This window comes from Caproiciproducens puteiluti, from assembly GCF_052442865.1.
In the GTDB taxonomy this organism is placed as follows: Bacteria; Bacillota; Clostridia; order Oscillospirales; family Acutalibacteraceae; genus Caproiciproducens.
Genome location: NZ_CP194790.1, coordinates 2,997,624 through 3,018,321 on the forward strand (window position 1 = coordinate 2,997,624; position 20,698 = coordinate 3,018,321).

The window sequence follows — 20,698 nt, forward strand, 5'->3', positions numbered from 1 at the left end:
CTCTTTCCGTCTCAATTTTTTTGCAGCTCAACATCCATCTTGATATCCAGAAGCGGAGCGTCAACAATTTCTTTCCCAATGCAGAGCATATCTATTCCGTAATCAATGAATTTCGGAATATCCTCCAGCTTGACGCCGCCCGCAAAAGCGATCTGAAGCTTTCCGCTCATTCCCATTTGCTCAATCTTTTTGGTACAGCGGACCACATCCTCCAGATTGCCCGTGTCTACCATCAGGATGCTGCAGCCGTTTTCCACCGCCTGCTTTGTTTCCTCTTCAATAGAATTTTCTTTACCCTTTATCTGAATCACCTTCGCCAGATCCCCGCAGCCGCGCACGCTTTCCAGCGCGGCGGGGATGGAGCCGAGCATACGGATATAGTTTTTATCGAGATAGACCATCGGCGTACTGCTGATGCGAAAGGAAGCTCCGCCCGCGACAATCGCCTGACGCACACCGTTCTTAATGGCAGGAGGCATCTTCTTCCACGAGCCGGACACAATCCGTATTTTCCCCTGCGCAAGCCGGACGGCTTTCTGAGAGGCCGTAGCGATACCGGAAAACTTAGAGAGCGTTCCAATCACCCTTTCTTCCGCCATTGCCATTATTTTCGGGGCAGCGATCACTTCGCCGATCGGCTCTCCCGCCTTTACGCTGTCCCCCTCGTACAGAAACAGTCTGAGCTTCGCGCCGATCTCCCCGGTCAGCCGCTGTGCCTCCTCCGTGCCGGACAGGCATCCGTCACGCTCGGGAATCAGCAGAGCGCGAAATTCTTTGTCGGCAATTCCTTTGAATATCGTATCCCGGATATCTTCCATACTTTCCTCCATGTTCGTCATTAACGAACAGTGTTCATAATTATGAATTTAAGAATAGCATTCGCTGTTAACGAACGCCGTTCATTATATTTCTCAGAAAAATTTCATGCCGGGCTATTTATATCCCAGCCTTTGTGAAATCTGCAGTGCGCAGCCCTGCACATCCTTTGCAATGGAGGCGATATTTTCCATCGGCAGCCTTGCCGTAGGGGCAGACACACTGATCGCCGCAACCGGCTGATTTAAATGATTGAAAATAGGAGCAGCAACACAGCGCAGGCCCGTTTCGATTTCCTCGTTGTCGATCGCGTAACCGCAGGCGCGCACATGATTCATTTCCTGGCTCAAATCCTCCAGACAGGTAAGAGTATGCTCGGTATACTGCTCAAGATTCCCTTTCACAAACAGATGCCTGAGCGCCTCGTCGCCTAAAAACGCAAGGATCGCTTTTCCCACACCCGTGCAGTGCATCGGAGCCCGTTTACCCGTCTGAGAATAAACGATCATGGAACCGGGGGCGTCCACTTTATCAATATAAACGATTTCGTCCCCATAATGGGCGGCCAGATGAACCGTAGCGTTGTGCTTGCTGACCAGCTCTTCGCAAAACGGCTTTGCTTCGTTGCGCAAATCCATGCGCTTATATACCAGACTGCCCAGTTCGAAAAGCTTTATGCCCAAACGATACCGTTTTGTCTGTACATTCTGTTCCAGATACCCTTTGCTGACCAATGTATTCACAAGCCCGTAAACGGTACTCTTGCTTAATTTCATCTGATCAGAAATTTCGGAAATTCCAAGCTCAACCAATTGTCCTTCAAAGCACTCCAGAATATCCAGCGCACGGACAACAGACTGTACAAAAACACCCGTTTCGCCTGTCATTGCAAAAATCCCTTTCTGTAAAACGTCAAAAGCGTAAATATTGTATGTTAAAAGTAAATTTTCAGATGGCTATATTTTAGAATAAGATTCAGGAAAAGTCAATTGAATTCTATAATGCGGAATCAATTTCGTCAATAGCGAAACAATACACTCTGCTGTTTTGTTTAAAACCAACAAAACACTTCCAGATATTTTGTTCTGATAAAGAAACCATTATGATATCAACTGAAATAATAAACTATTCGTATATTCAGATACAATAATACTTTATGTTATATTGAATAAAGCAGTAGCGAGCCCATCTTTTCTATTTACACAGAGTGGGAGCCGGTTCCATGGGAACCGGCTCCCACTGATATCATTTACGAATCGGATATCTCAGCCGCCAGCTGAAACCGGCCGACCTCATCGTGAAGGATCGCTGCCTGAGCGGAAAGCTCCTCGCTGGAAGCGGAGCTTTCCTGTGCGGTCGCGGCGTTTGTCTGTACTACCGCGGAAATCTGTTCGATGCCCTGGGTGATCTGAGCGATTGCCGCCGCCTGCTCCTGAGAAGCCTTATCAATTTCTTCAATGGAAATTTTGACCTGTTCGGAGGTTTCGGTCACCCGGCTCAGCTCCGCCGCCGTATTTTCCGCGGTCCGGGAAGCGTCCGCCACCGCCTCGATGGAAGCGTTGATCAGCAAGGATGTCCGCTTTGCCGCCTCGGCGGATTTTGCGGCCAGAACGCGGACCTCATCGGCGACAACGGCAAAGCCTTTCCCGGCTTCCCCCGCGCGCGCCGCCTCAATTGCCGCGTTGAGCGCCAGAATGTTCGTCTGGGAAGAAATATCCTCGATTGCCTTGATGATCTGGCCGATCTGGTCCGAGGACACCTTCATCTCGTTCATTGAGGAGAGCATCTGCCCCATGTGACGGTTGCTTTCCTCAATACTGGAAACCGTCTGTACGACGTAATCCGTCGCCTGACCGACGCTGGCTGCGTTGTGATTTACCTGTTCGGACACATTGACAATGGACTGGGACAGCTCCTCAATGGCGGCGGCCTGTTCCGACGCGCCCGAAGCCAGCGCCTGTGAAGCGTAGGATACCTGATCCGCTCCGGACTTCACCTGCTGAGAGGATTCGTTGATCGTTAACAGCGTCCGGTTCAAAGAGGTATAGATGGTCTGCAGGGACTCTTTGATCGGTATGAAATCCCCGATATATTCCTGCTCAACGGCGGAGGTGACGTCCCCCTGGGCGATTCTGAGCAAATGGTCGGTAATGTCCTGAACAATACTGCGCATCATGACGATCAGCTGTTCTGTCGCCTGGGTCAGTACGCCCGTTTCATCCTCCGTCATAACAACCGGCGAAGGCGGGGATTGAACGTCGCCTAAAGAAAGGCCGTGCAGCCGTTTGGTAACATTCTGAATCGGTCCGGTGATTTTCCCCGCCCACCGGTACATCAGCAGCATACCGGAAACGGCAAGGGCCGCGCTGACCAGAAGCAGAATGAAAAGGGACCACATTTTCTGCTGGTTTTGGCTGGCCACCGCCTTGTTGATATCATCATAATAATTTCCCGTGCTGATATACCAGCCGTAGGGTTCAAATTTTTGGGTAAAGGCCCGTTTCTGAAAAGTTCCCTGCTCCCCGGGCTTGGTAAAATAAAACTCAGTATATCCGCCGCCCTCCTGATTGCCGGCGGCAATCACGTTGCGTATGTAATAATTGCCCGCCAGGTCCTTGGCGTCATAGCGCATGGTACCCTCATATTCCTTATTCATATGCACCGCGCACAGTCCGTCGGCCTCGTCCGCCCAAAAATACCCTTCCCCGCTGTTATAGCGGGTATCCCGGACAATTGCCTTCGCATTGTCAAGCGCCTGCTGCTCTGTAATTTTCCCGTCCTGATAGCTTTTATAATTCGCGTCCAGAGCGCTGACGATGTTTTCAACCGCAACCTTGATTTCCTTATCATACGCCTGTTTGGTGGCGGCAATGGAAAGATTGAACGCCCGGTCCATGCAGAGATAGGAAATGCCGGACAGCACAACGATCAAACTAAGCAGCAGGCCTCCAATAAACAGGACCAATTTCCCTTTCAGGTGCAGCGAATGTTTTTTTATCATTTTGAAATCCCCTTTTCAGTCATTTCATGGATGTACAGCAATGAAAAAGCACTTTCCCGGATGCTTTTCCATCACCGTCGAGACAGTCATTTTTTCCATTATTTTTGAATTTTGTAAACGGATCAATTGATTCCGAAATTTATCTTTTTAAATGGAATCGACAAATTGCCATTATTTTCTATACTATACCATGAAATGCTTTTCCTGTTGTTAAATTGCAAGAATATTAATGTGAAATTTCTGCAATTTTCACAAAAAAAGAAGCCCATACTGCAGATCGGCCAGGCCTTCCGGCGTGGTCGATCTTTCCAGTATGGACTTCCTTCGTGGGGCAAAAATATGGATTCAAGCCTGAAAGATTAAAAAAAGGATGTATCTGTTTATACTGCGAATGGAAAGGGAACGGAAGATGGAAACTAGAGCAGCGTCTCGTAAAGCTTGGGAGACGGTTTCGGGATCACCGTTGTCTGCACCAGAAGCTCACACTGCTTTGTCGCAGCCTCCACGGCGGTGCGCACGGCCCCCACGTCTCCGGTCAGGACGACCACGCCTTTTCCGCCGATGGAATAGCCGATCTTGATTTCGACCAGCGTAACGTTCGCCGCTTTTGCCGCCACATCCCCGGCCGTTACCGCCGAAGCGATGGAATAGAATTCCAGCACGCCGACCGCCCCGGGATTTTCCACCTGGTTCGTCAGGCAGATTGCGGGAATCAGCTGGGAGTGGATGTTCGGGATCAGCAGGGTATCCACCAGATACTCTCCGGCGTACTTCTCCCCCACGGACATGGAAACCTTGACATCCCCGGTCGTCCCGCCGATCAGCACAATATATTTACCGGGGCAGACGGTGGACGCTTTCAGCAGGTCCACGTTCGCGGCCTTGATCATATAATCGCTTGTTTCAATTCCTCTGGCAATACTGGAAAATTCAATCATACCGATTGCTTTGCTCATGCTGCTCACTCCTCCCTGCCCCGACGGATAACCGCGCCGGTCCCGTCGATTTTTTCTATCACACCGTCAATGCTCGCGTGGATGTTCGCGGACAATCCGCCCTGCGCCGCCGCGGCCAGCAGCTCGCCCTTTGCGACGCGGTCATTGACCTGTTTGACCGGAGCAGCCGGTTTGCCGATATGCTGCTGGAAAGGAATGAACACCCTTTCCGGGGCAAGCTCACAGCATTCCTTTGCATGAAGCCGGTAATAGTCCATGATATTCAGCCGGGCCGCCAGCCTGCCGGTAGGCACCTGCCCGTACCGGGCGGCCTCGCTGGGAACGGGATTCCTGTTCTGATCCACCTTGATTCCGCGTTCCCTGAGCTGGCCCTTCAGATAAATATTCACCTTCCGGGGAGACAGCCCCATGGGGCAGGAAAACATCTCGCATACGCCGCATTCCGAGCAGTTCATCGCTGTTCCGAAGGCTTTCTTATATTCCTCGTTATCGGTGATAAAGGGCTCCCGGAAGAGGCTTCGCATGACAAGATGCGGCTTCATATTGTGACCGATCAGGTTCCGGGGGCAAAGGCTCGTGCACATTCTGCACTGGACGCACGCGCTTTTTGCCTGTAGCCGGATGCGGTGGAGCGGCATGGTCGCCCGGCGGATCAGATAATGATCCTTCGGCAGGACGATGATATTTCCCGTCGTCTTGGTAACGCTCAGTTCTTTGATCCGGACAGGGTCCGTAAACACCTTCCCCATCATAGGTCCGCCCAAAATAATGTCGTAATCGGAAACGGTCGGCTGCGCTTTATCAATACATTCGGTTACAGGAGTCCCCACCGGCACATAGAGAAGAACCGGTTCCCTGACCTTCCCCACAACGGACAGATATTTATCCGTTACCGGCCTGCCCCGCAGCGCGTCGTAAATATTGAGCATCGTGCCCACGTTGTCCACGACCGCTCCCACATCGAGGGGAATCCCCCGTTCCGGGACGGACTTTCCGCAGACCAGCTGCACCATCACCTGCTCGTCTCCGGCGGGATAAAAAGCGGGCATTTCAAACAGCTCGATCGGCGCTCCCGATTTTTCAATCGCGCCCCTGAGCGCGGCAATCTCCGCCGTATATTTTCTTTTCAAGGCAATTACCGTCCGTTTTGCGCCCAGATGGGCGGAAACGGCCTGCGCGGCCTCGACGATCCGGTCGGGATAAGTACGGGAGATATATTTGTCCGTCTCGATCAGCGGCTCGCACTCGGCGGCGTTGATGATAAAACAGTCCGCTTTCGCCGAAAGCTTCACATGGGTGGGAAAGCCCGCGCCGCCCGCGCCGACGACACCGGCGTCCTTAATCGTTTCTGTCAGATTCATGGTATCACCGTCCTAAATAAAACATTCCAGACATGTTTTTCGTTATTCCCGGATGATCTGCATCCCGTTTACGCGGGCATAGTCCCAGGCCTCGGAAGAAATGATGCTGTCGGCCGCCACCCGCATGACAAGAATGCTGTCGTTGTTCAGCAGGGCCAGATCCCTTGCCGTCACAATTTCCCGTCCCGTTCCGCCCGGCCGTTTCCGCCGCGGACAAGGCTGCACGGCAGGTGGCTCGGCGGGCGCCGCGTCCGTCGTTTCGCACAGCACGCTGTCCTCCAACTGACTCAGCGGGCAGAAAATCACGCCGGATTCCTTCAGAAAATTGACCTTCTCCAGCATCATGTTGTAGTAAACCGCCGGGGCCGTCCTCTTGTAATCGAACAGCTCGACTTCTTCCTCAACCGCGAAGACGGTCTTCCCCTTCAAAATGGCCTGAACCACCGCTTTCGAGTACGGAGTGTCCTCCGTTCCGCCGGCGATCCGGACCAGCATATCGTTCGTCAGGTTGAAAAGGACGACCGCCGAAAATTCGTCCACGGAACAGCCGTATTCGCCCTTTAGGGCGCACTCCGTCCGGTAGCGGACCGTCAGCCGCCCGCTCTCCAGCATCCCATGGCATCCGGTACTGTGGTCGTGCTTCTGCGTCAAAATCAGAAGGCCGGGCTTCGTATGGTTTCCCCCCTGCATCTCCATAGCTCCTCCTATCTTCTACCTGCTTTCGCAATTCATCGCGATACCCGCCGGAGTGATCAGGAACGGATAATGGGGTTTGATCGTCTGAATTCCCGTTTCCTTCTCAAACACCTTTTCAATATCCGTCATGCAGCAGGTTCCTCCGCAGAGATAGATTGCCTGTGTATCGTCTTTTTTAATGTATTTCCTGACAATCGCCGCCATTTTTTCAAGGACAGCCTTGATCACCGGGAAAATTTCACGGTGACGGGCGTAATCCAGCTTGATTTGCTCGGCCTCTTCAAAGGAAATATGCATATTTCCCGCCAGAACCAGCGTCAGATGGGTTCCCCCCGTCGGTTCGTCCTCGATTTCAGCCACCTTGCCGTCCTTAAAAATGGCAAGCCCGGTCGTCCCGCCGCCGATATCCACGACAACGCCGTCGCTGATCTGAAAAACGGAATTTGCCGCCGTCGGCTCATCCAGCACGTTGACCACCTCCAGCCCCGCGCCCTCCGCCACATAAATGTGGGTTTTGGTGCTGGACTGGGTCCCCGCGGGCATGGCGATCGCGCAGTGGGTCAGTTCCCTGCCCAGGCGCTCCTCGAGCTTCGCTTTCAGCTCCTTGACAATGCGCTGCGCTCCGAGATAATCCACGACCACGCCGTCCCTCAGGACGCGCGCCGCCTTTTTTTCACATGCGACAGGATTGTTGTCCTCATCCAGGACAACGAGGACGATGTATGCGGTGCCGAGGTCGACGCCGACCTTCAGTTTATCGCCTACGGGCTGAAAGGTTTTTGTCTCGGACTCCTCCACCCGCGCCATATAGCTGTCCACTCTGTCTAAATCCATCATATACAGGCCGCCTTTCCGCTTTTTCATGCTTCTCATTTAAAACCGCTCTTGCCGGTCAGACTCCTGAAACAATCAACATCACGCAGCGGAACAGGTTTCCTTTGCGGTTGGGGGCCGCAGCATAACCGAACGCCGCGGCCCCCAACGGATTCTATCTGTGATTTGTTTGCCTGAGACTAATCCCGCGTCAGCATATTTTAAATTCCGTGTTGGGTTGTGATTGATGAGAGTGTCGAAAAACTGTCAGGCGTCGAGAAATCGTGCCGCCAGCGCAGTAAGTAAACTTGTTTTACCGTTTTGCGGCCGCGCGACTTTATCGACAGCCTGATTTATAATCCTTTGGAAAAATCTCTGATGTGGAACGCGTCCGACAAAACGCATCTGCGCTTTCTGCAGAAGGATTTTGCGCTGGTCAGGCCCTCGCCGGTCGGCCCCGCGATGGTAAAGGTGGTATGGCCCTCGCCGCCGACGCCGATACCCGCGTAGGACGGGGCGTTCTTGACAAAGATGGTGGTCTGCAAGAGCTTTGCCATCTTGGTCAGCTTGTCGACATTTTTGGAGTGCATCATGGCGGTATGGCGGTTGCCTCTTTCCGCGATCAGGGCAAGGTCGATCGCCTCGTCTACGTTTCTCGTCCGGACGATCGGCAGAATCGGCATCATCAGCTCCTCCATTACGAACGGATGGTCCTTCGGCGTTTCCATGATGATGACCTTGACCTCCGGCCCGGCCTGAATCCCGATTTTATCAAGGATATAAACGGCGCTCTTGCCGACAAAGGACGTTTTCGGCCCGCCGCCTTCCTTCCTGACCAGATCGGCAAGCTTCTGAATCACGACGGGATCGGTAACCTGATAGGCGCCGTTTTCCTTCATGCTGCGGATCAGCTCATCGGTGATCCGGTCGACCGCAATGACCTCTTTCTCCGCGATGCAGGGAAGGTTGTTGTCAAAGCTGCAGCCGTTGACGATATCGATCGCCGCTTTTTTAATGTCCGCGGTTTCGTCGACCACGACGGGCGGATTTCCCGCGCCGGCCCCGATGGCCTTTTTCCCGGTGGACATGACGAGCTTGACGATTCCCGGGCCGCCTGTGGCGACCAGCATCCTGATTTTCGGATGCTTCATCATGACGTTGGTATTTTCAATCGACGGCTCCATGACGGTAACGATCAGGTTCTTCGGCGCGCCGGCTTCTTCCAGCGCCCTGTTGATCATAGTGACCAGCCTGATGGTAACATCCTTTGCCCGCGGGTGCGGGCTGAACACAATCGAATTTCCCGCCGCAAGCATCCCGATGGAGTTGCAGATAATGGTTTCCGTCGGGTTGGTCGCGGGCGTGATCGCGCCGATAACACCGAACGGGCAATATTCCACGAGGGTAAGGCCGTCGTCTCCGGACAGGGCCGTTGTTTCCAAATCCTCAATGCCGGGTGATTTTTCCGCGGCAAGCCTGTTTTTGATTAATTTGTGGGGGTAATTCCCCATTCCGGTTTCTTCCACGGCCAGCCGGGAAATCAGTTCCAGATTCTCCTGTTTCAGGACCACGTCCCGCAGGGTCTGGACATATTTCTGCCTTTCGGCCATGGAACAGAACAAGTACTGCTTTTGGGCGATGTCACAGGCGTCGATCGCCTCTTCCATGGTATTGAAAATCCCGTAAGCTCCGCCCTTTTCTTGCTTTTTGATTTCGGCAGCAGCGGTTTTTTCCGCTTTGCCCGCGTCAATTTCGTTCAGTACCTGTTTGACCATTTTTTCAATTAAATTCGCATCTATATCCATCGATTTTCCACCCCTTATTCATCAATAGCACAATATAGGACATCTGCCCTGCTCCATCCGCTTATGCACGGGGGTTCGGCGCTTTGATCTTCCGCAGAATGACAAAGTCGTCGTTCTTTAACGCGCACGCGTTTGCCTCATCCAGATCCACATGCATTTCCAGCGAGGATTTCTCGGAAACCCGCACAAGCACATTCCCAAGAACGCATCTGCGCTCCCCGCAGGTCTCCACCTCCACGATCTCCTTATCCTTTACGCCCATTTTCTCCGCCTGCCCGGGGGTCATATGGACGTGCCTGAGCGCCACAATGGTGCCGCAGGGCAGCGTAATGCTCCCTTTCGGCCCAATCAGCTCCAGTCCCGGCGTATGGTCCAGCCTGCCAGATTCCCTGATTGGGGCCCTGACCCCCAGACGGAATCCGTCGGCCAGGGAAATTTCGACCTGGCTCGCGTTTCTCAGCGGTCCCAAAATACGCACATTCTGAAATTCACCCTTCGGTCCGCGGATATTGACCGTTTCCTTTGCCGCAAACTGGCCGGGCTGCTTCAGCGTTTTCATATGCGCCAGCTGGTAACCCGGGCCGAATAATTTTTCCAGATCGTTTTGGTTCAGATGCACATGGCGGTTTGACACGCCAACCGGAATTTTGCAGTTTTCCAGATTCTGAATCTTTTCAACGACCAGTTTTGCAATTGTTTCAAGGACATCCGTTTGCATCTCTGTATCAGCCACCTTCTGCTTGATCTGACGGTTTCTGTTCAACCCCGGTCTGCCGACCTTCGGTTAATTCGGTTGGGCGGAACATATTTCGTCATAGGGGAAGCCTCCTTTGGAAAGATTGTTCACAAAATAGAAATCGACTCTTCGGTTCAATTACAAATCAGTCTTACGGCCGATTGAATTGCTTTTTCCTGCAGCAGCTGCACTTTGTCAAGCTTTTCCCATTGAAAATCCTGATCCTCACGACCAAAGTGCCCGTACGCCGCGGTCTTTAAAAACTGGGGTTTCCGAAGCTTCAGCTGCTCCAAAATATCGGCTACGGAAAAAGAGAAGGTCTCCCTGACTGCGGAATCAATATATTTCTTTTTGATCCGCTCCGTACCGAACGTGTTGATGGTGACAGCAACGGGATCGGCCATGCCGATCGCGTAGGCCAGCGCCACTTCGCATCTTCTGGCCAGCTTTGCCGCGACGATATTTTTCGCCGCGTAGCGGGCCATATAGGCCGCCGAACGGTCCACCTTTGTCGGGTCCTTTCCGGAAAAGGCGCCGCCGCCGTGTTTGCCGACCCCGCCGTAGGTGTCGACCATGATTTTGCGGCCGGTCAGCCCTACGTCCGCCGCCGGGCCGCCGATAACAAAGCGGCCGGTCTGATTAATGTAGATTTTGGTTTCGCTGTTCATCCATTTGGGGTCTACCTCGCTCCGGATGACTTTATGTAAAATGGTGTTGTAGACGGTTTCATGGTCGACGTCCGCCTCGTGCTGCGCGGACACGACGATCCCGGTAAGACAGAGGGGTTCCCCCTCTGCGCTGTATTTCATGGTCACCTGGCTTTTTCCGTCCGGGTACAGCCAGGGGACGGTTCCGTCCTTTCGGACCTGCGCAAGCTTCATGACCAGCCGGTGCGCCAGATCGATGGTCATCGGCATGTAGTGCTCCGTTTCGTCACACGCGTAGCCGAACATCATCCCCTGATCCCCCGCGCCGAAAACTTTCTTTCCGCAATCCGCCGTCCGTGAAGCGTCCACTCCCCGGGCGATATCCGGCGACTGGGAAGTGATGTTTGTCAGGATGACGGCGTTTTGGCAGTCAAAGCCGGTACAGGGACGCGTGTAGCCGATCTTTTTCACGATTTCCCTTGCGACGCCGGTAACGTCCACCTTTGCTTTGGACGTTACCTCGCCCGCAACCATAACCGTGCCGGGTGAAATCATGGTCTCCAAAGCTACCCGGGACTCCGGGTCCTCCGCCAGATACGCATCCAATATCCCATCTGAAATCTGATCGCATATTTTGTCCGGATGCCCTTCCGTAACAGATTCCGATGTTACCAAATACTCATCCATTCTCTCTTCCCTACCTTGATTTCAAAGCGTTATCCTGTTCCAGCGCCAGTGATTTCTTATACTGGAACACGGTCACATGCTCATATTTTTTAAAGACTTTGCTGAAATAGCTGCTCTCGTTATAGCCAAGGCGGAACGCAACGTCGATAATGTTTAGGTCGGTAAAGGAAAAATACCCTTTTGCGATGGTCAGTTTCCGCATATGCAGATATTCAATGACGCTTACCCCCATTTGCTGCATAAAGATGCGGCTCAGGTACCCCTGACTGATATTGCAGTGGTCCACAATTTGATTCAGGCCGATATCCTTCTTGATGTTTTCATCGATGTAGCGGAACACGGATTCCAGCACCTTGTACTTTTTAATGCTGACCTGCTGGAAAATGTAATTCATGACATTGAACAGCCAGAATTCCAGGCTCTTTTTTTCGGAGAGCAGAACCTCCGTCATCGGGAACAGCTCTTCGCATTTTGTCTGCCCCTCATTCAACCAGTCCAGCATGCTCATCAGACTCTGTCCCAGCTTCATAAACGTGGCTTTCAGCTGTTCGGTGTCACTGCCCGTATCGGAGTAAATTTCATTCACGATCTGCGGAATCTGGTAGTACATTTTTTTGAAATCTTTTTCTTTGAGGATGGAGAAAAGGGAGTCCGTCTGCTTTCCGTATTTTTTATGGGATTCCGAGTAGCCGTCCAGCAGGCTCTTAATGAGGGTCCCGGTGACCGGCTTTGAGATATATTCCCGGACCTCCGCTTTCAAAGCCTCGCGCGCAAACTCAAAATTGTTATAGGCGGAAACAATATAAATTGTGATGTTGTGGTTGTTCGTATAAATCTGTTTGCTCGCTTCGATCCCGGAGATTCCCGGCATCATAATATCCATAAATACAATATCGATTTTTTCCGTTTTGCAAACCTCTACGGCATCCTCTCCATTGGCAACAGTGCGCACGACAGTAAAGCCACTCACGTCGGACACCATGATCCGCATGGCTTCTCTCATCAGTTCTTCATCATCAGCAATCATTACCCGATACATTTACAGTACCTTTTCATCAAAGTTTTTTGGATATTTAATCAGACACTTTGTTCCGCTTTTCTCGCTGTATTGCATAACAACGTCGTACTGCGGGCCAAAGGAACTGACCAGCCTCTGTCTGATACTGGAGATCCCCGTTTCTATGGTATCTCCTTCGTAACCGCCTTCTTTATACGATTTGAACCTCTGCGAAATTTTTTCCTCGTTCAGTCCCAGACCGCTGTCCTCTATGGAAATGACCACGTCGCTGTCCATGTAGGAAACCGAGATGCGCACGGTGCCGCCTTCCCGCTTCTGGTCAATCCCGTAAAAAACCGCTTTTTCCACAAAGGGAAGAACAATAACTTTCGGAATCCGCTGCATATGTATATTTTCCGCAATGTCAATGGAATAGTTCAACCGCTCTCCCAGCCGGACCTTCTGTATTTTCAGATACCGTTCAATATTTTCCATTTCATCCGCTACGGAGATGGAATTTTTGGTATTGATAAGATTATACCGTAAGAACTCTGCGAACAACGTCACCATTTCATTGGTCTTCGGGGCCTTTTCAATCACGGCCAGATTGGAAATGGAGTTGAGACACCGGAATAAAAAGGAGGGGTTCATCTGTGACTGCAGCGCGGTCAGCTCGGCGTTCTTCAGGCTGTACTCCAGCTCCATTCTTTTTCGCTTCTCACTCAAGCTTTCCATTTCCTTGTTTAAAGTTTCCTTGAGCATCAGCCTTGACAGTTCCTTTTCGCCAAGCTGATTGACAATCAGGGAAATCATGTCCGCTATATTGACAAACTGCTGGTAAGACATTTCCTGTATTTTATTGAACAGGTCGCTCTTGCTGACTTTATAGTCCTCCGCGTGGTGCATCACGGTTTCCAGCCTGCATACACTCGAGGGGGCGTCGCTGCACCTTTTCTGCCCCCCGATAAAGCCTCCGAGGTAGTGCCCCCGGACGATAATCGGAATGGCAACCTCCATCAGCCCGCAGGGACAGAAATACACTGAAGTTTTCTGTGTCACCGCGGCCTGGATCGCGCCGAACGCATCGGAGGACCAGCAAAGGCGTTTTTCTCCTTCATTCCTCCTGATTTCACGGCAAAATTCGGTGAAAGAGGTCATTTCTGTGACCGGTTCCCCCTTAAAATCCACCGTGACAAACGCCAGGCCCGTCGCTTTGGAAATTTTTTCCTGGATATCTTCTAGCTTCTCTTTCCCAAAAAGATGGTTGATATCGAAATTGTTGAACACACTGTCTTCATCCTGCACCAAATCTTTAATTTTGGTATTTAAGAACTCATCCATGAAAGCAACCTCCTAAATCAAGAATATACTACTCTAATACCACACTGCCCATATTATATAATATATTCTTTGACTTGGGGGATTTTTAGTGTATTTTTTTCAATAATGTTTCGACATCCTGCACTGTTATTCCCCTTGGGTTCATTGGAGTACATCCGTCCTGCACCGCATTTTGGGCCACATAATGGACATATTGGTCGAAAGTTTCTTGCGATACACCGCACGCGCTGAGGGTAAGCGGCATATTCATCAGCTTTTTCAGGGAAGTGATGCAGGCGAGAAGAACCGCTACGGCAAGCTTGGGGTCTGTACTTCTTTCCACCATACCCGTCCGGTAGGCCATCTGCGCATATTTGGCAGCGACCCGGTCGTCCAGGCTGTTGAACAGAATCACTTCATTGAGCAGAAGGGCGTTTGCAAGCCCGTGCGTAATATGGAAGGTTCCCCCCACCTGATGCGCGATGCTGTGGCTCATGCCAAGTCCCGCGATGCTGAACGCGATGCCCGCCAGGCTGGAAGCCAGAAGCATTTCCACCCTTGCCTGCTCGTCGTCCCCGTGGCGGTAGCACTGCAGGAGCGATCTCATAATCAGCTCCACGGCTTTTTCGGCCATTGCGTCCGTATAAACGCTGGCTCCCTTTGCCACATAGGCCTCCATTGCGTGGGTCATAACGTCCATGCCGGTGTTCGCCGTAATCTCCGGCGGAAGCGACAGCGTCAGCTTTGCGTCGAGAATCGCTTCGTCGGGATAGATGCTGTCGTCGAAAAAGATATGTTTTTTCTTGGTCTCGTGGTCCACCACGACCGTTGCTGCCGTTACCTCCGAACCCGTTCCGCTTGTGGTCGGAATCGCGATCAGCGGCACGTCGGCGGCAAGCTTCATCTCGCGCGCAAAATAGAGGATTCCCTTCGCGGTGTCAATGGCGGAGCCTCCGCCGAACGCGATCATGACCTCGGGCCGGAACTGTTTCAAAATTGCGACCCCTTTCCCGATGGCGGTCAGGGGTGTATCGGGCAGAACCCCGTTAAACAGTTTTACCTCGTTGCTGTTGTCGATTACCTCCAGCACTTTCCGGATGCTCCCGTTTTCAATCAGGAACCGGTCGCAGATGATCCAGATTCTTTTTCCCGTGATGTCCGCGAGATGTTCCAGCGAGTTTTCCCCGTAATAAATCTTGGTTCTCAGATAGATACGTTCCAATTTCATCCCCGCTTTCTAACGAATGGTAAAGGCGTCCATCAGCGTGCATCTTCTCCTTCTTGCGAAATGCCTTGCGGTCGTGGTTCCTTCCCCGGTGATCGTCGCAATGGTAAAGCTGGTGTCGCCTTCCCCATTGTAGCCGATCCCGGCCAGAGAAGAGCCGTTTTTGACGAAGACGGAGGTCTGCATTTTCTTTGCCGCCCGGTTCAGCCGTTCAATGGACTGGGAGTGGATGGTCGCGGTGTGGCGGAACCCCTGTTCGATTTCAAAGGCGGTTTCCAGCGCTTCATCGAAGTCGCCCACCCTGACAAGGGGGACGACCGGCATCAGCATTTCCAGCGTGACAAACGGATGGTGCTGAATAGTGTCGACCACGATCAGCCGGACGGTTTCACTGCAGGGGATTTTGGCCGCCTTTAAAATTTCATTGGCGCTTTTCCCTTCAAAGGCTTTGTTGATGCCCATGTCCTGTGTGACGGTCACGGAGGTCAGCTTCAGCATTTCTTCCTCGTTATGGATATAGTAAACGTTGTTTTTCTTGAGCTCTTCCACAAATTCATCCGCGGCAGCCGCGACGACGACGATACTCTTTTCCGAGATGCACATAACGTTGTTGTCAAAGGAAGCGCCCTCGACGATGTCCCTTGCCGCCCGCTTCAGATCAGCCGTTTCGTCGACGATGGCGGTCGGATTCCCCGGCCCCGCGCCGATCACTTTTTTGCCGCTGGCAAGCGCCTCTCTCAAAACGCCGCTGCCGCCCGTAGTCACCACCATGGAGATATCGGGATGCGTCATCAGCTCGCGGGTCACCGCCATGGAGGTATCCCCCAGCGTGACGACCAGATTGTCGATGCCGCAGGTGTCCCGGATGGCGACGTTGATCATTTCCGTGACGAACTGGGAAACCTTGATGGCTCTGGGATGCGGGACATGCACGACGGCATTTCCCGCGGCGAGCAGGCCGATGGTGTTGTTAATGAGTGTGGCGCACGGATTGGTGCAGGGATGCACGGCGCAGACGACGCCGTAGGAGGACAGTTCACACAGGGTCATCCCGCTGTCTCCCGTTTTCACCTCGGTGATCAGATCCTCTACGCCGGGTGTTTTCCGGATGGCCAGAAGGAGCTTTTTGACCTTATCCTCCACATTGCCCATTCCGGTTTCTTCCGCCGTCATTTCAGCGATTACATTCACCAGCGGCAAAAGCTCTTCTTTGATCGCATCGATGACTTCCTGACGTTCATTCAGCGTAAGCCTGGAATACTGGGTGTAGGCCCCCTGCGCTACCGCGACGGCGTCATTTACCGAACGGAAGACTCCGCTTCTCACCATATCGCTGCAGGTCAGGTATTTCTTCACCAGTTCTCCAATTTGTGCAGTATTCATCTTAACCTCTCCTTCGCCCGATTTCTCAGGCTTTCAGTTAAATAAATTCAGGATATGACACTGCCTGTTTCTAAATATCCATCGTATCAATAATGCCTACAATGGCCATGTCAACGGAGACATTATGCTTTTGAACACGCACGGCCGACCCGGAGCAGACCAGGACATACTCCCCGATGCCCGCCCCCACATAATCGGCGGCAACCTCTTCGGAGCCGATGTTGTGCTTCTGGGAATCGATTTTCTGAATAATCATCAGCTTGAAGCCGACCAGGGATTCTTCCTTCCGCGTCGCAACAACATTGCCCACCACTTTTGCCATATAAATGGTAATCACAATCCTTTCCTGACCTTAGTTCTTAAGGATTATTTCTCTTTTTTGGCCCTTGGCTTTCTGGGAGTCTGTTTGGTCCCCTTTTCTTTCACTACCGTGTTTTTGGGGCCTGTGCTTCCCGCTGCAGCGGATTTTCCCCTCCCCGTTCTGCCGGACGGTTTGGCTTTGGCTTCCGGCTGGGAAACGGCCGGTTCGTCCGCTGCGGAAACAGCAGGCGGATCCTGCGGCTTTTCTTCCTTTGCCGGGAATTCAGCAGGGGCTTCCCCTTCCGTTTTTGCCTGCCTCTGAATCGTTTCCGACACCGGCGCGGGGTTTTCCTGTTCCGGGACAACCGCTTCCGGTTCGGGCAGAAGGACTTCTTCCACGGACAAAACCGTTTCCGGCTCCGTCAGAACAGCTTCCTGTACGGGAACTGCAGCCGCTTCCTGTGCGGGCTCCGGCGGGACAGGTTCTTCTGTCTGCGGTACGGAGGGCTCCCCGAGAGGCTCTTCCGGCTTCTCTTCCGGAATTTCCTGCGCTGCAGAAACTTCCGGCTCCGGTTCGGGTTCAGGCGTCTTCGGCGCGGGAGGTTCCGGCTGATCCGGCGGTGTTGTTCCGTCCTCTTTTTTCTCAGTCTGACAAAATACTCTTTCAACGCTGTCCGCAGGTCTGGGAATCACTTTGGAAGAAATATAGTGCTGGAAGGTCTCGCCGACTTGTTTGCCCGCGCTGACGGCGGCGTTTACGGCTGCCACATCGCCCGTGATCTTCACGGTAATCCAGCCGTGCCCTCTTGCTTTTTCGATCTGGATAATCGTCACGTCCGCTGTTTTCACCATGGTGTCCGCTACCAGAACGGCCGTTGCCAGTCCTCTTATTTCTATTAACCCCAATGCGTTTTTCATTTTGTCACCTTACTTCTTTTTTTCTTCTGAAAATATATAAAATGTAAACAAAATCAAATTTGATTACCTGATTTTCTGCTTTTCAAATTACTGTCCGACGATTTCAATGCCCAGCCGGGACGCTTTCTCCTTCGCCAGAGCGGTCAGAAGATCACCCGGGCGCAGCACGATCCGTCCTTCCTGCGTAAACCTGTCGATATCGCCTTCCGTAATCACTTTCCGCCCGTTGTCCGCACGCGGCGGCTGGACTCGTGTGATTCCGGGATTTTCGGGAACCGGTTTTCCGTCAAAAAGTTCCTCTTTGATTTCAATGCCGTACTGAGCGATGATTTTGTAATATTCCCGTATTCTGGCGGCATACGCCGCGGGTTCCTTCCCCGTAAGCGGTTCCAGACCCGATTTCAGCAGCACGATTTTCTGCCCGTTCGCCATACAGTTCTGTACCCATTTTGTCTCGAAGGTATCGCCGATGCACAGCGCGGTTTTGACTACAAGCTCTCTCGAAGCGGCCGGGAAAACGGTCGGACCGTCCGGTAGCTTTGCCAGATCGGCTTCCTCCCGCCTGAGAATGGTGCCGCAGCCTTCGCATTCCCTGAGCTTTTTCATGTGATAGTCATTTGTCATGGAAGGGGGAATCACCGTAACGACCCGGTATTCGCGCCGGTCCCTCAGTTTTTCAAAAAAGGAACGGTATTCCTCTCTCCATCCTTCGGTAAGGATGACATACAGTTTCTGTTCGGGTACGGAGGAATTGGGCAACAAATTTTCGGCCTGCATTTTCTGTATCACCTTCAGGATGATCTGATACAGATTGTTTTCATTGATTTCCACGGTACCCCTCCTTTGCTTTCCAGAGCTTTTGATCCTGACTAATGAAAAGGCGGTCATGATAGGAAGGAATCAGGGAAGAGTATTCCCCGACCCTTCCGTACCATTAACGCCCTACACCGTCACGTGTGGAAGAAGAATTGAGTGGTGATGAATTAGTCCATATGAGGGATAATTTTCTCAGTGTCCGAATGAGGACGGGGAATGACGTGGATGGAGACCACTTCGCCGACCATTTTGGCGGAAGCCGCTCCGGCGTCCGTCGCGGCCTTGACGGCCCCGACGTCTCCGCGTACCATTACCGTTACCAGTCCGGAACCGATCTTTTCGTAGCCGACGAGGGTGACGTTTGCCGCCTTGACCATGGCATCGGCTGCTTCAATTGCCGGTACGAGTCCATGTGTTTCGATCATACCCAGTGCATCAGAGTTCATGTGTAAACCTCCTTCATTGTAGCGTTAGTGTTAAATATATGGATGAGTGGTTGATTTTGGCTCGGAGCCCAACGCGCCAAGCAGCTTCAGACCGACATCTCTGGCCGCTCTGACCGCCTGCCGTACGGCGCCGGAATCTCCCGTAAAGATAAGGATCACTTCGTTTGAGTAGCTGGTCCCGCCGTTGCCGGGAGAGCTGTAGCAGACCACGTCCACACTCGCCGCCTTGACGGCCACATCCGCCAGAACCGTGCCGATCGCGGCAGGGCCCGCGCAGGTCATGCCGAACGCTTTGCCCAGAGGAGAGCCGAACGCCTTTTCAAGGCACTGGCTGGCTCTTGCCGAATACTGGAATTCCAGATGTCCGGCATCATTCCCGTAAACATCGCCAAAGTATTTCGGAAGGCTGGCCAGGGCGATTTCCACCGCTCTTCTCGCATCCGAAACATCCTCCGCTCCGATATAGATCAAGTCGCCGTGACCGGCCCCGCCCTTCGTATCTCTGGGCAGTTCGATCGTGATCACTTCCGTGTTGGTTGCTTTGACGGCGTCATCCACCGCCATGATCTGCGGGCCTGCCCCCGTTCTGCCGCCGATAATCCCGATTGAACGGTATTTACCTAGCTTCATCACGTCGACAAGCATCGGGTCCACGCTGGCGATGACCAATCCGATCGTATCGCCTACAGAGGTACCCACAAATTCTGTCACTCCCAGTGAACTGCAAGGTGTGCCGGCTTCCGCTGCTTTTTCCTCAGGTTTTATTTTCAGTTCATCGGCAACCTGCTGCACTACCTTATTGATTAATTGCTGGTCCATTGCCTATCCTCCGTTTCATTAAATTTTTTTAACCACCGATAATACATTCGAAGCCCTGCTCTTCAACCACGCTTTTTAATGCCTGTATCCTATCAGGAGTCAGTGTCTTCACGTCCTTCATCAGATAGTCCCTGCCCAAAAGCTCGTATTTGTTTTCCCCGTAGGTGTGATACGGAAGCAAATGGATTGTCTTGATATTGTGTAATGTTTTCGCAAACCTGCTGATTGCAAGAATGTCCTCTTCCGTGGCGTTTACCCCGGGGATGGTGGGGACCCGGATCACTGTCTGCGTGATTTCGGACACCCTGACGGCGTTTTTCAAAATCAGCTCGTTGCTTACCCCCGTGTATTTTTTATGTACCTCAGGATTCATTGATTTGATATCCATCAGGGCCAAATCCACATAAGGAAGCACCTTTTCAACCGCTTCGCCGTCCGCATACGCAGTCGTTTCGATTGCCGTATGCCATCCCTGCTCCTTGCAGGCCCTGAGCAGTTCCATTGTAAAATCGGACTGCACCAGGGGTTCCCCGCCTGAAACGGTGATTCCGCCGCCGGAGCGCCGGTAGGTCGTCGCGTCCTTTCTCAGCTCCTGCACCACCTGCTGCACGGTCATCCCGGCGCCTTTCAGCACCAGCGCGCCCGTGGGGCAGACATTGGCGCATTCTCCGCATCCAATACAAAGCTCCCGGTTGATCAGGCCCTTGTTGTTTGGATCGATCGCTCCCTGCCTGCAGGCTTTGATACATTTTCCACAATGAATACAACGCATTTTCTGATAAGTAATCACCGGTTTCAGCTTTTGGGATTCAGGATTACAGCACCATTGGCATGACAAAGGACATCCTTTTAAAAATACGATCGTGCGAATACCAGGACCATCATGTACGGAAAACCTCTGTATGTCGAAGACAAGTCCCGATGCGCTATAATTGATAGAATCCACCACCTACAAC

The 20,698-nt window shown here is 52.4% G+C and carries 20 protein-coding genes; all 20 read right to left on the reverse strand.

The genetic code is table 11. From position 1 onward, the window contains the following. Positions 1-11: 11 nt before the first annotated feature. Positions 12-818, reverse strand: coding sequence for a quinolinate phosphoribosyl transferase (locus ACRQU7_RS14525; RefSeq protein WP_444641506.1), 807 nt, complete (start codon positions 816-818; stop codon positions 12-14). Positions 819-932: 114 nt separating this feature from the next. After that, positions 933-1,703, reverse strand: a complete 771-nt coding sequence (locus ACRQU7_RS14530) for an IclR family transcriptional regulator (RefSeq protein WP_444641507.1) — start codon at positions 1,701-1,703, stop codon at positions 933-935. Positions 1,704-2,065: 362 nt separating this feature from the next. Further along, positions 2,066-3,817 (reverse strand): methyl-accepting chemotaxis protein, encoded by a 1,752-nt coding sequence (locus tag ACRQU7_RS14535; protein WP_444641508.1) that lies wholly within the window; start codon positions 3,815-3,817, stop codon positions 2,066-2,068. A 416-nt stretch (positions 3,818-4,233) separates the two neighbouring features. Then, positions 4,234-4,773 carry a BMC domain-containing protein gene (locus ACRQU7_RS14540; protein ID WP_038325410.1) on the reverse strand — a complete coding sequence of 180 codons (540 nt, stop codon included), beginning with the start codon at positions 4,771-4,773 and terminating at the stop codon, positions 4,234-4,236. Positions 4,774-4,778: 5 nt separating this feature from the next. After that, complete coding sequence (locus ACRQU7_RS14545) at positions 4,779-6,134, reverse strand: 4Fe-4S dicluster domain-containing protein (RefSeq protein ID WP_444641509.1); 1,356 nt, start codon at positions 6,132-6,134, stop codon at positions 4,779-4,781. Between the two features lie 42 nt (positions 6,135-6,176). Beyond that, complete coding sequence (locus ACRQU7_RS14550) at positions 6,177-6,830, reverse strand: hypothetical protein (RefSeq protein WP_444641510.1); 654 nt, start codon at positions 6,828-6,830, stop codon at positions 6,177-6,179. A gap of 15 nt (positions 6,831-6,845) precedes the next feature. Further along, entirely contained in the window at positions 6,846-7,667 is an 822-nt protein-coding gene (eutJ, locus tag ACRQU7_RS14555) for an ethanolamine utilization protein EutJ (protein ID WP_141825974.1), read from the reverse strand. A gap of 329 nt (positions 7,668-7,996) precedes the next feature. Continuing rightward, the gene (locus tag ACRQU7_RS14560; RefSeq protein WP_444641511.1) at positions 7,997-9,448 is read right to left on the reverse strand and encodes an aldehyde dehydrogenase family protein; all 1,452 of its coding nucleotides are present in this window, start codon (positions 9,446-9,448) and stop codon (positions 7,997-7,999) included. A 61-nt stretch (positions 9,449-9,509) separates the two neighbouring features. Further along, positions 9,510-10,166, reverse strand: coding sequence for a phosphate propanoyltransferase (locus ACRQU7_RS14565; protein WP_444645605.1), 657 nt, complete (start codon positions 10,164-10,166; stop codon positions 9,510-9,512). A gap of 152 nt (positions 10,167-10,318) precedes the next feature. After that, complete coding sequence (gene metK / locus ACRQU7_RS14570; RefSeq protein ID WP_444641512.1) at positions 10,319-11,518, reverse strand: methionine adenosyltransferase; 1,200 nt, start codon at positions 11,516-11,518, stop codon at positions 10,319-10,321. 10 nt (positions 11,519-11,528) lie between these two features. Further along, positions 11,529-12,557, reverse strand: a complete 1,029-nt coding sequence (locus ACRQU7_RS14575) for a response regulator (protein WP_038325415.1) — start codon at positions 12,555-12,557, stop codon at positions 11,529-11,531. Continuing rightward, complete coding sequence (locus ACRQU7_RS14580; protein ID WP_444641513.1) at positions 12,558-13,856, reverse strand: sensor histidine kinase; 1,299 nt, start codon at positions 13,854-13,856, stop codon at positions 12,558-12,560. A gap of 85 nt (positions 13,857-13,941) precedes the next feature. Further along, positions 13,942-15,063, reverse strand: a complete 1,122-nt coding sequence (locus tag ACRQU7_RS14585; RefSeq protein WP_444641514.1) for a 1-propanol dehydrogenase PduQ — start codon at positions 15,061-15,063, stop codon at positions 13,942-13,944. Between the two features lie 9 nt (positions 15,064-15,072). Further along, positions 15,073-16,443, reverse strand: coding sequence for an aldehyde dehydrogenase family protein (locus ACRQU7_RS14590; RefSeq protein WP_444641515.1), 1,371 nt, complete (start codon positions 16,441-16,443; stop codon positions 15,073-15,075). Between the two features lie 70 nt (positions 16,444-16,513). Continuing rightward, the gene (locus ACRQU7_RS14595) at positions 16,514-16,780 is read right to left on the reverse strand and encodes a EutN/CcmL family microcompartment protein (RefSeq protein WP_444641516.1); all 267 of its coding nucleotides are present in this window, start codon (positions 16,778-16,780) and stop codon (positions 16,514-16,516) included. 29 nt (positions 16,781-16,809) lie between these two features. Then, the gene (locus tag ACRQU7_RS14600; protein ID WP_444641517.1) at positions 16,810-17,661 is read right to left on the reverse strand and encodes a BMC domain-containing protein; all 852 of its coding nucleotides are present in this window, start codon (positions 17,659-17,661) and stop codon (positions 16,810-16,812) included. 87 nt (positions 17,662-17,748) lie between these two features. Continuing rightward, positions 17,749-18,492 carry a hypothetical protein gene (locus tag ACRQU7_RS14605; protein WP_444641518.1) on the reverse strand — a complete coding sequence of 248 codons (744 nt, stop codon included), beginning with the start codon at positions 18,490-18,492 and terminating at the stop codon, positions 17,749-17,751. Positions 18,493-18,644: 152 nt separating this feature from the next. Then, positions 18,645-18,923 (reverse strand): BMC domain-containing protein, encoded by a 279-nt coding sequence (locus ACRQU7_RS14610; RefSeq protein WP_141825982.1) that lies wholly within the window; start codon positions 18,921-18,923, stop codon positions 18,645-18,647. 30 nt (positions 18,924-18,953) lie between these two features. After that, a complete protein-coding gene (gene pduB / locus ACRQU7_RS14615; RefSeq protein WP_038325420.1) occupies positions 18,954-19,742 on the reverse strand; it encodes a propanediol utilization microcompartment protein PduB in 789 nt (262 codons plus the stop codon). Between the two features lie 28 nt (positions 19,743-19,770). Further along, positions 19,771-20,691 (reverse strand): glycyl-radical enzyme activating protein, encoded by a 921-nt coding sequence (locus ACRQU7_RS14620; RefSeq protein WP_444641519.1) that lies wholly within the window; start codon positions 20,689-20,691, stop codon positions 19,771-19,773. Positions 20,692-20,698 lie beyond the last annotated feature (7 nt).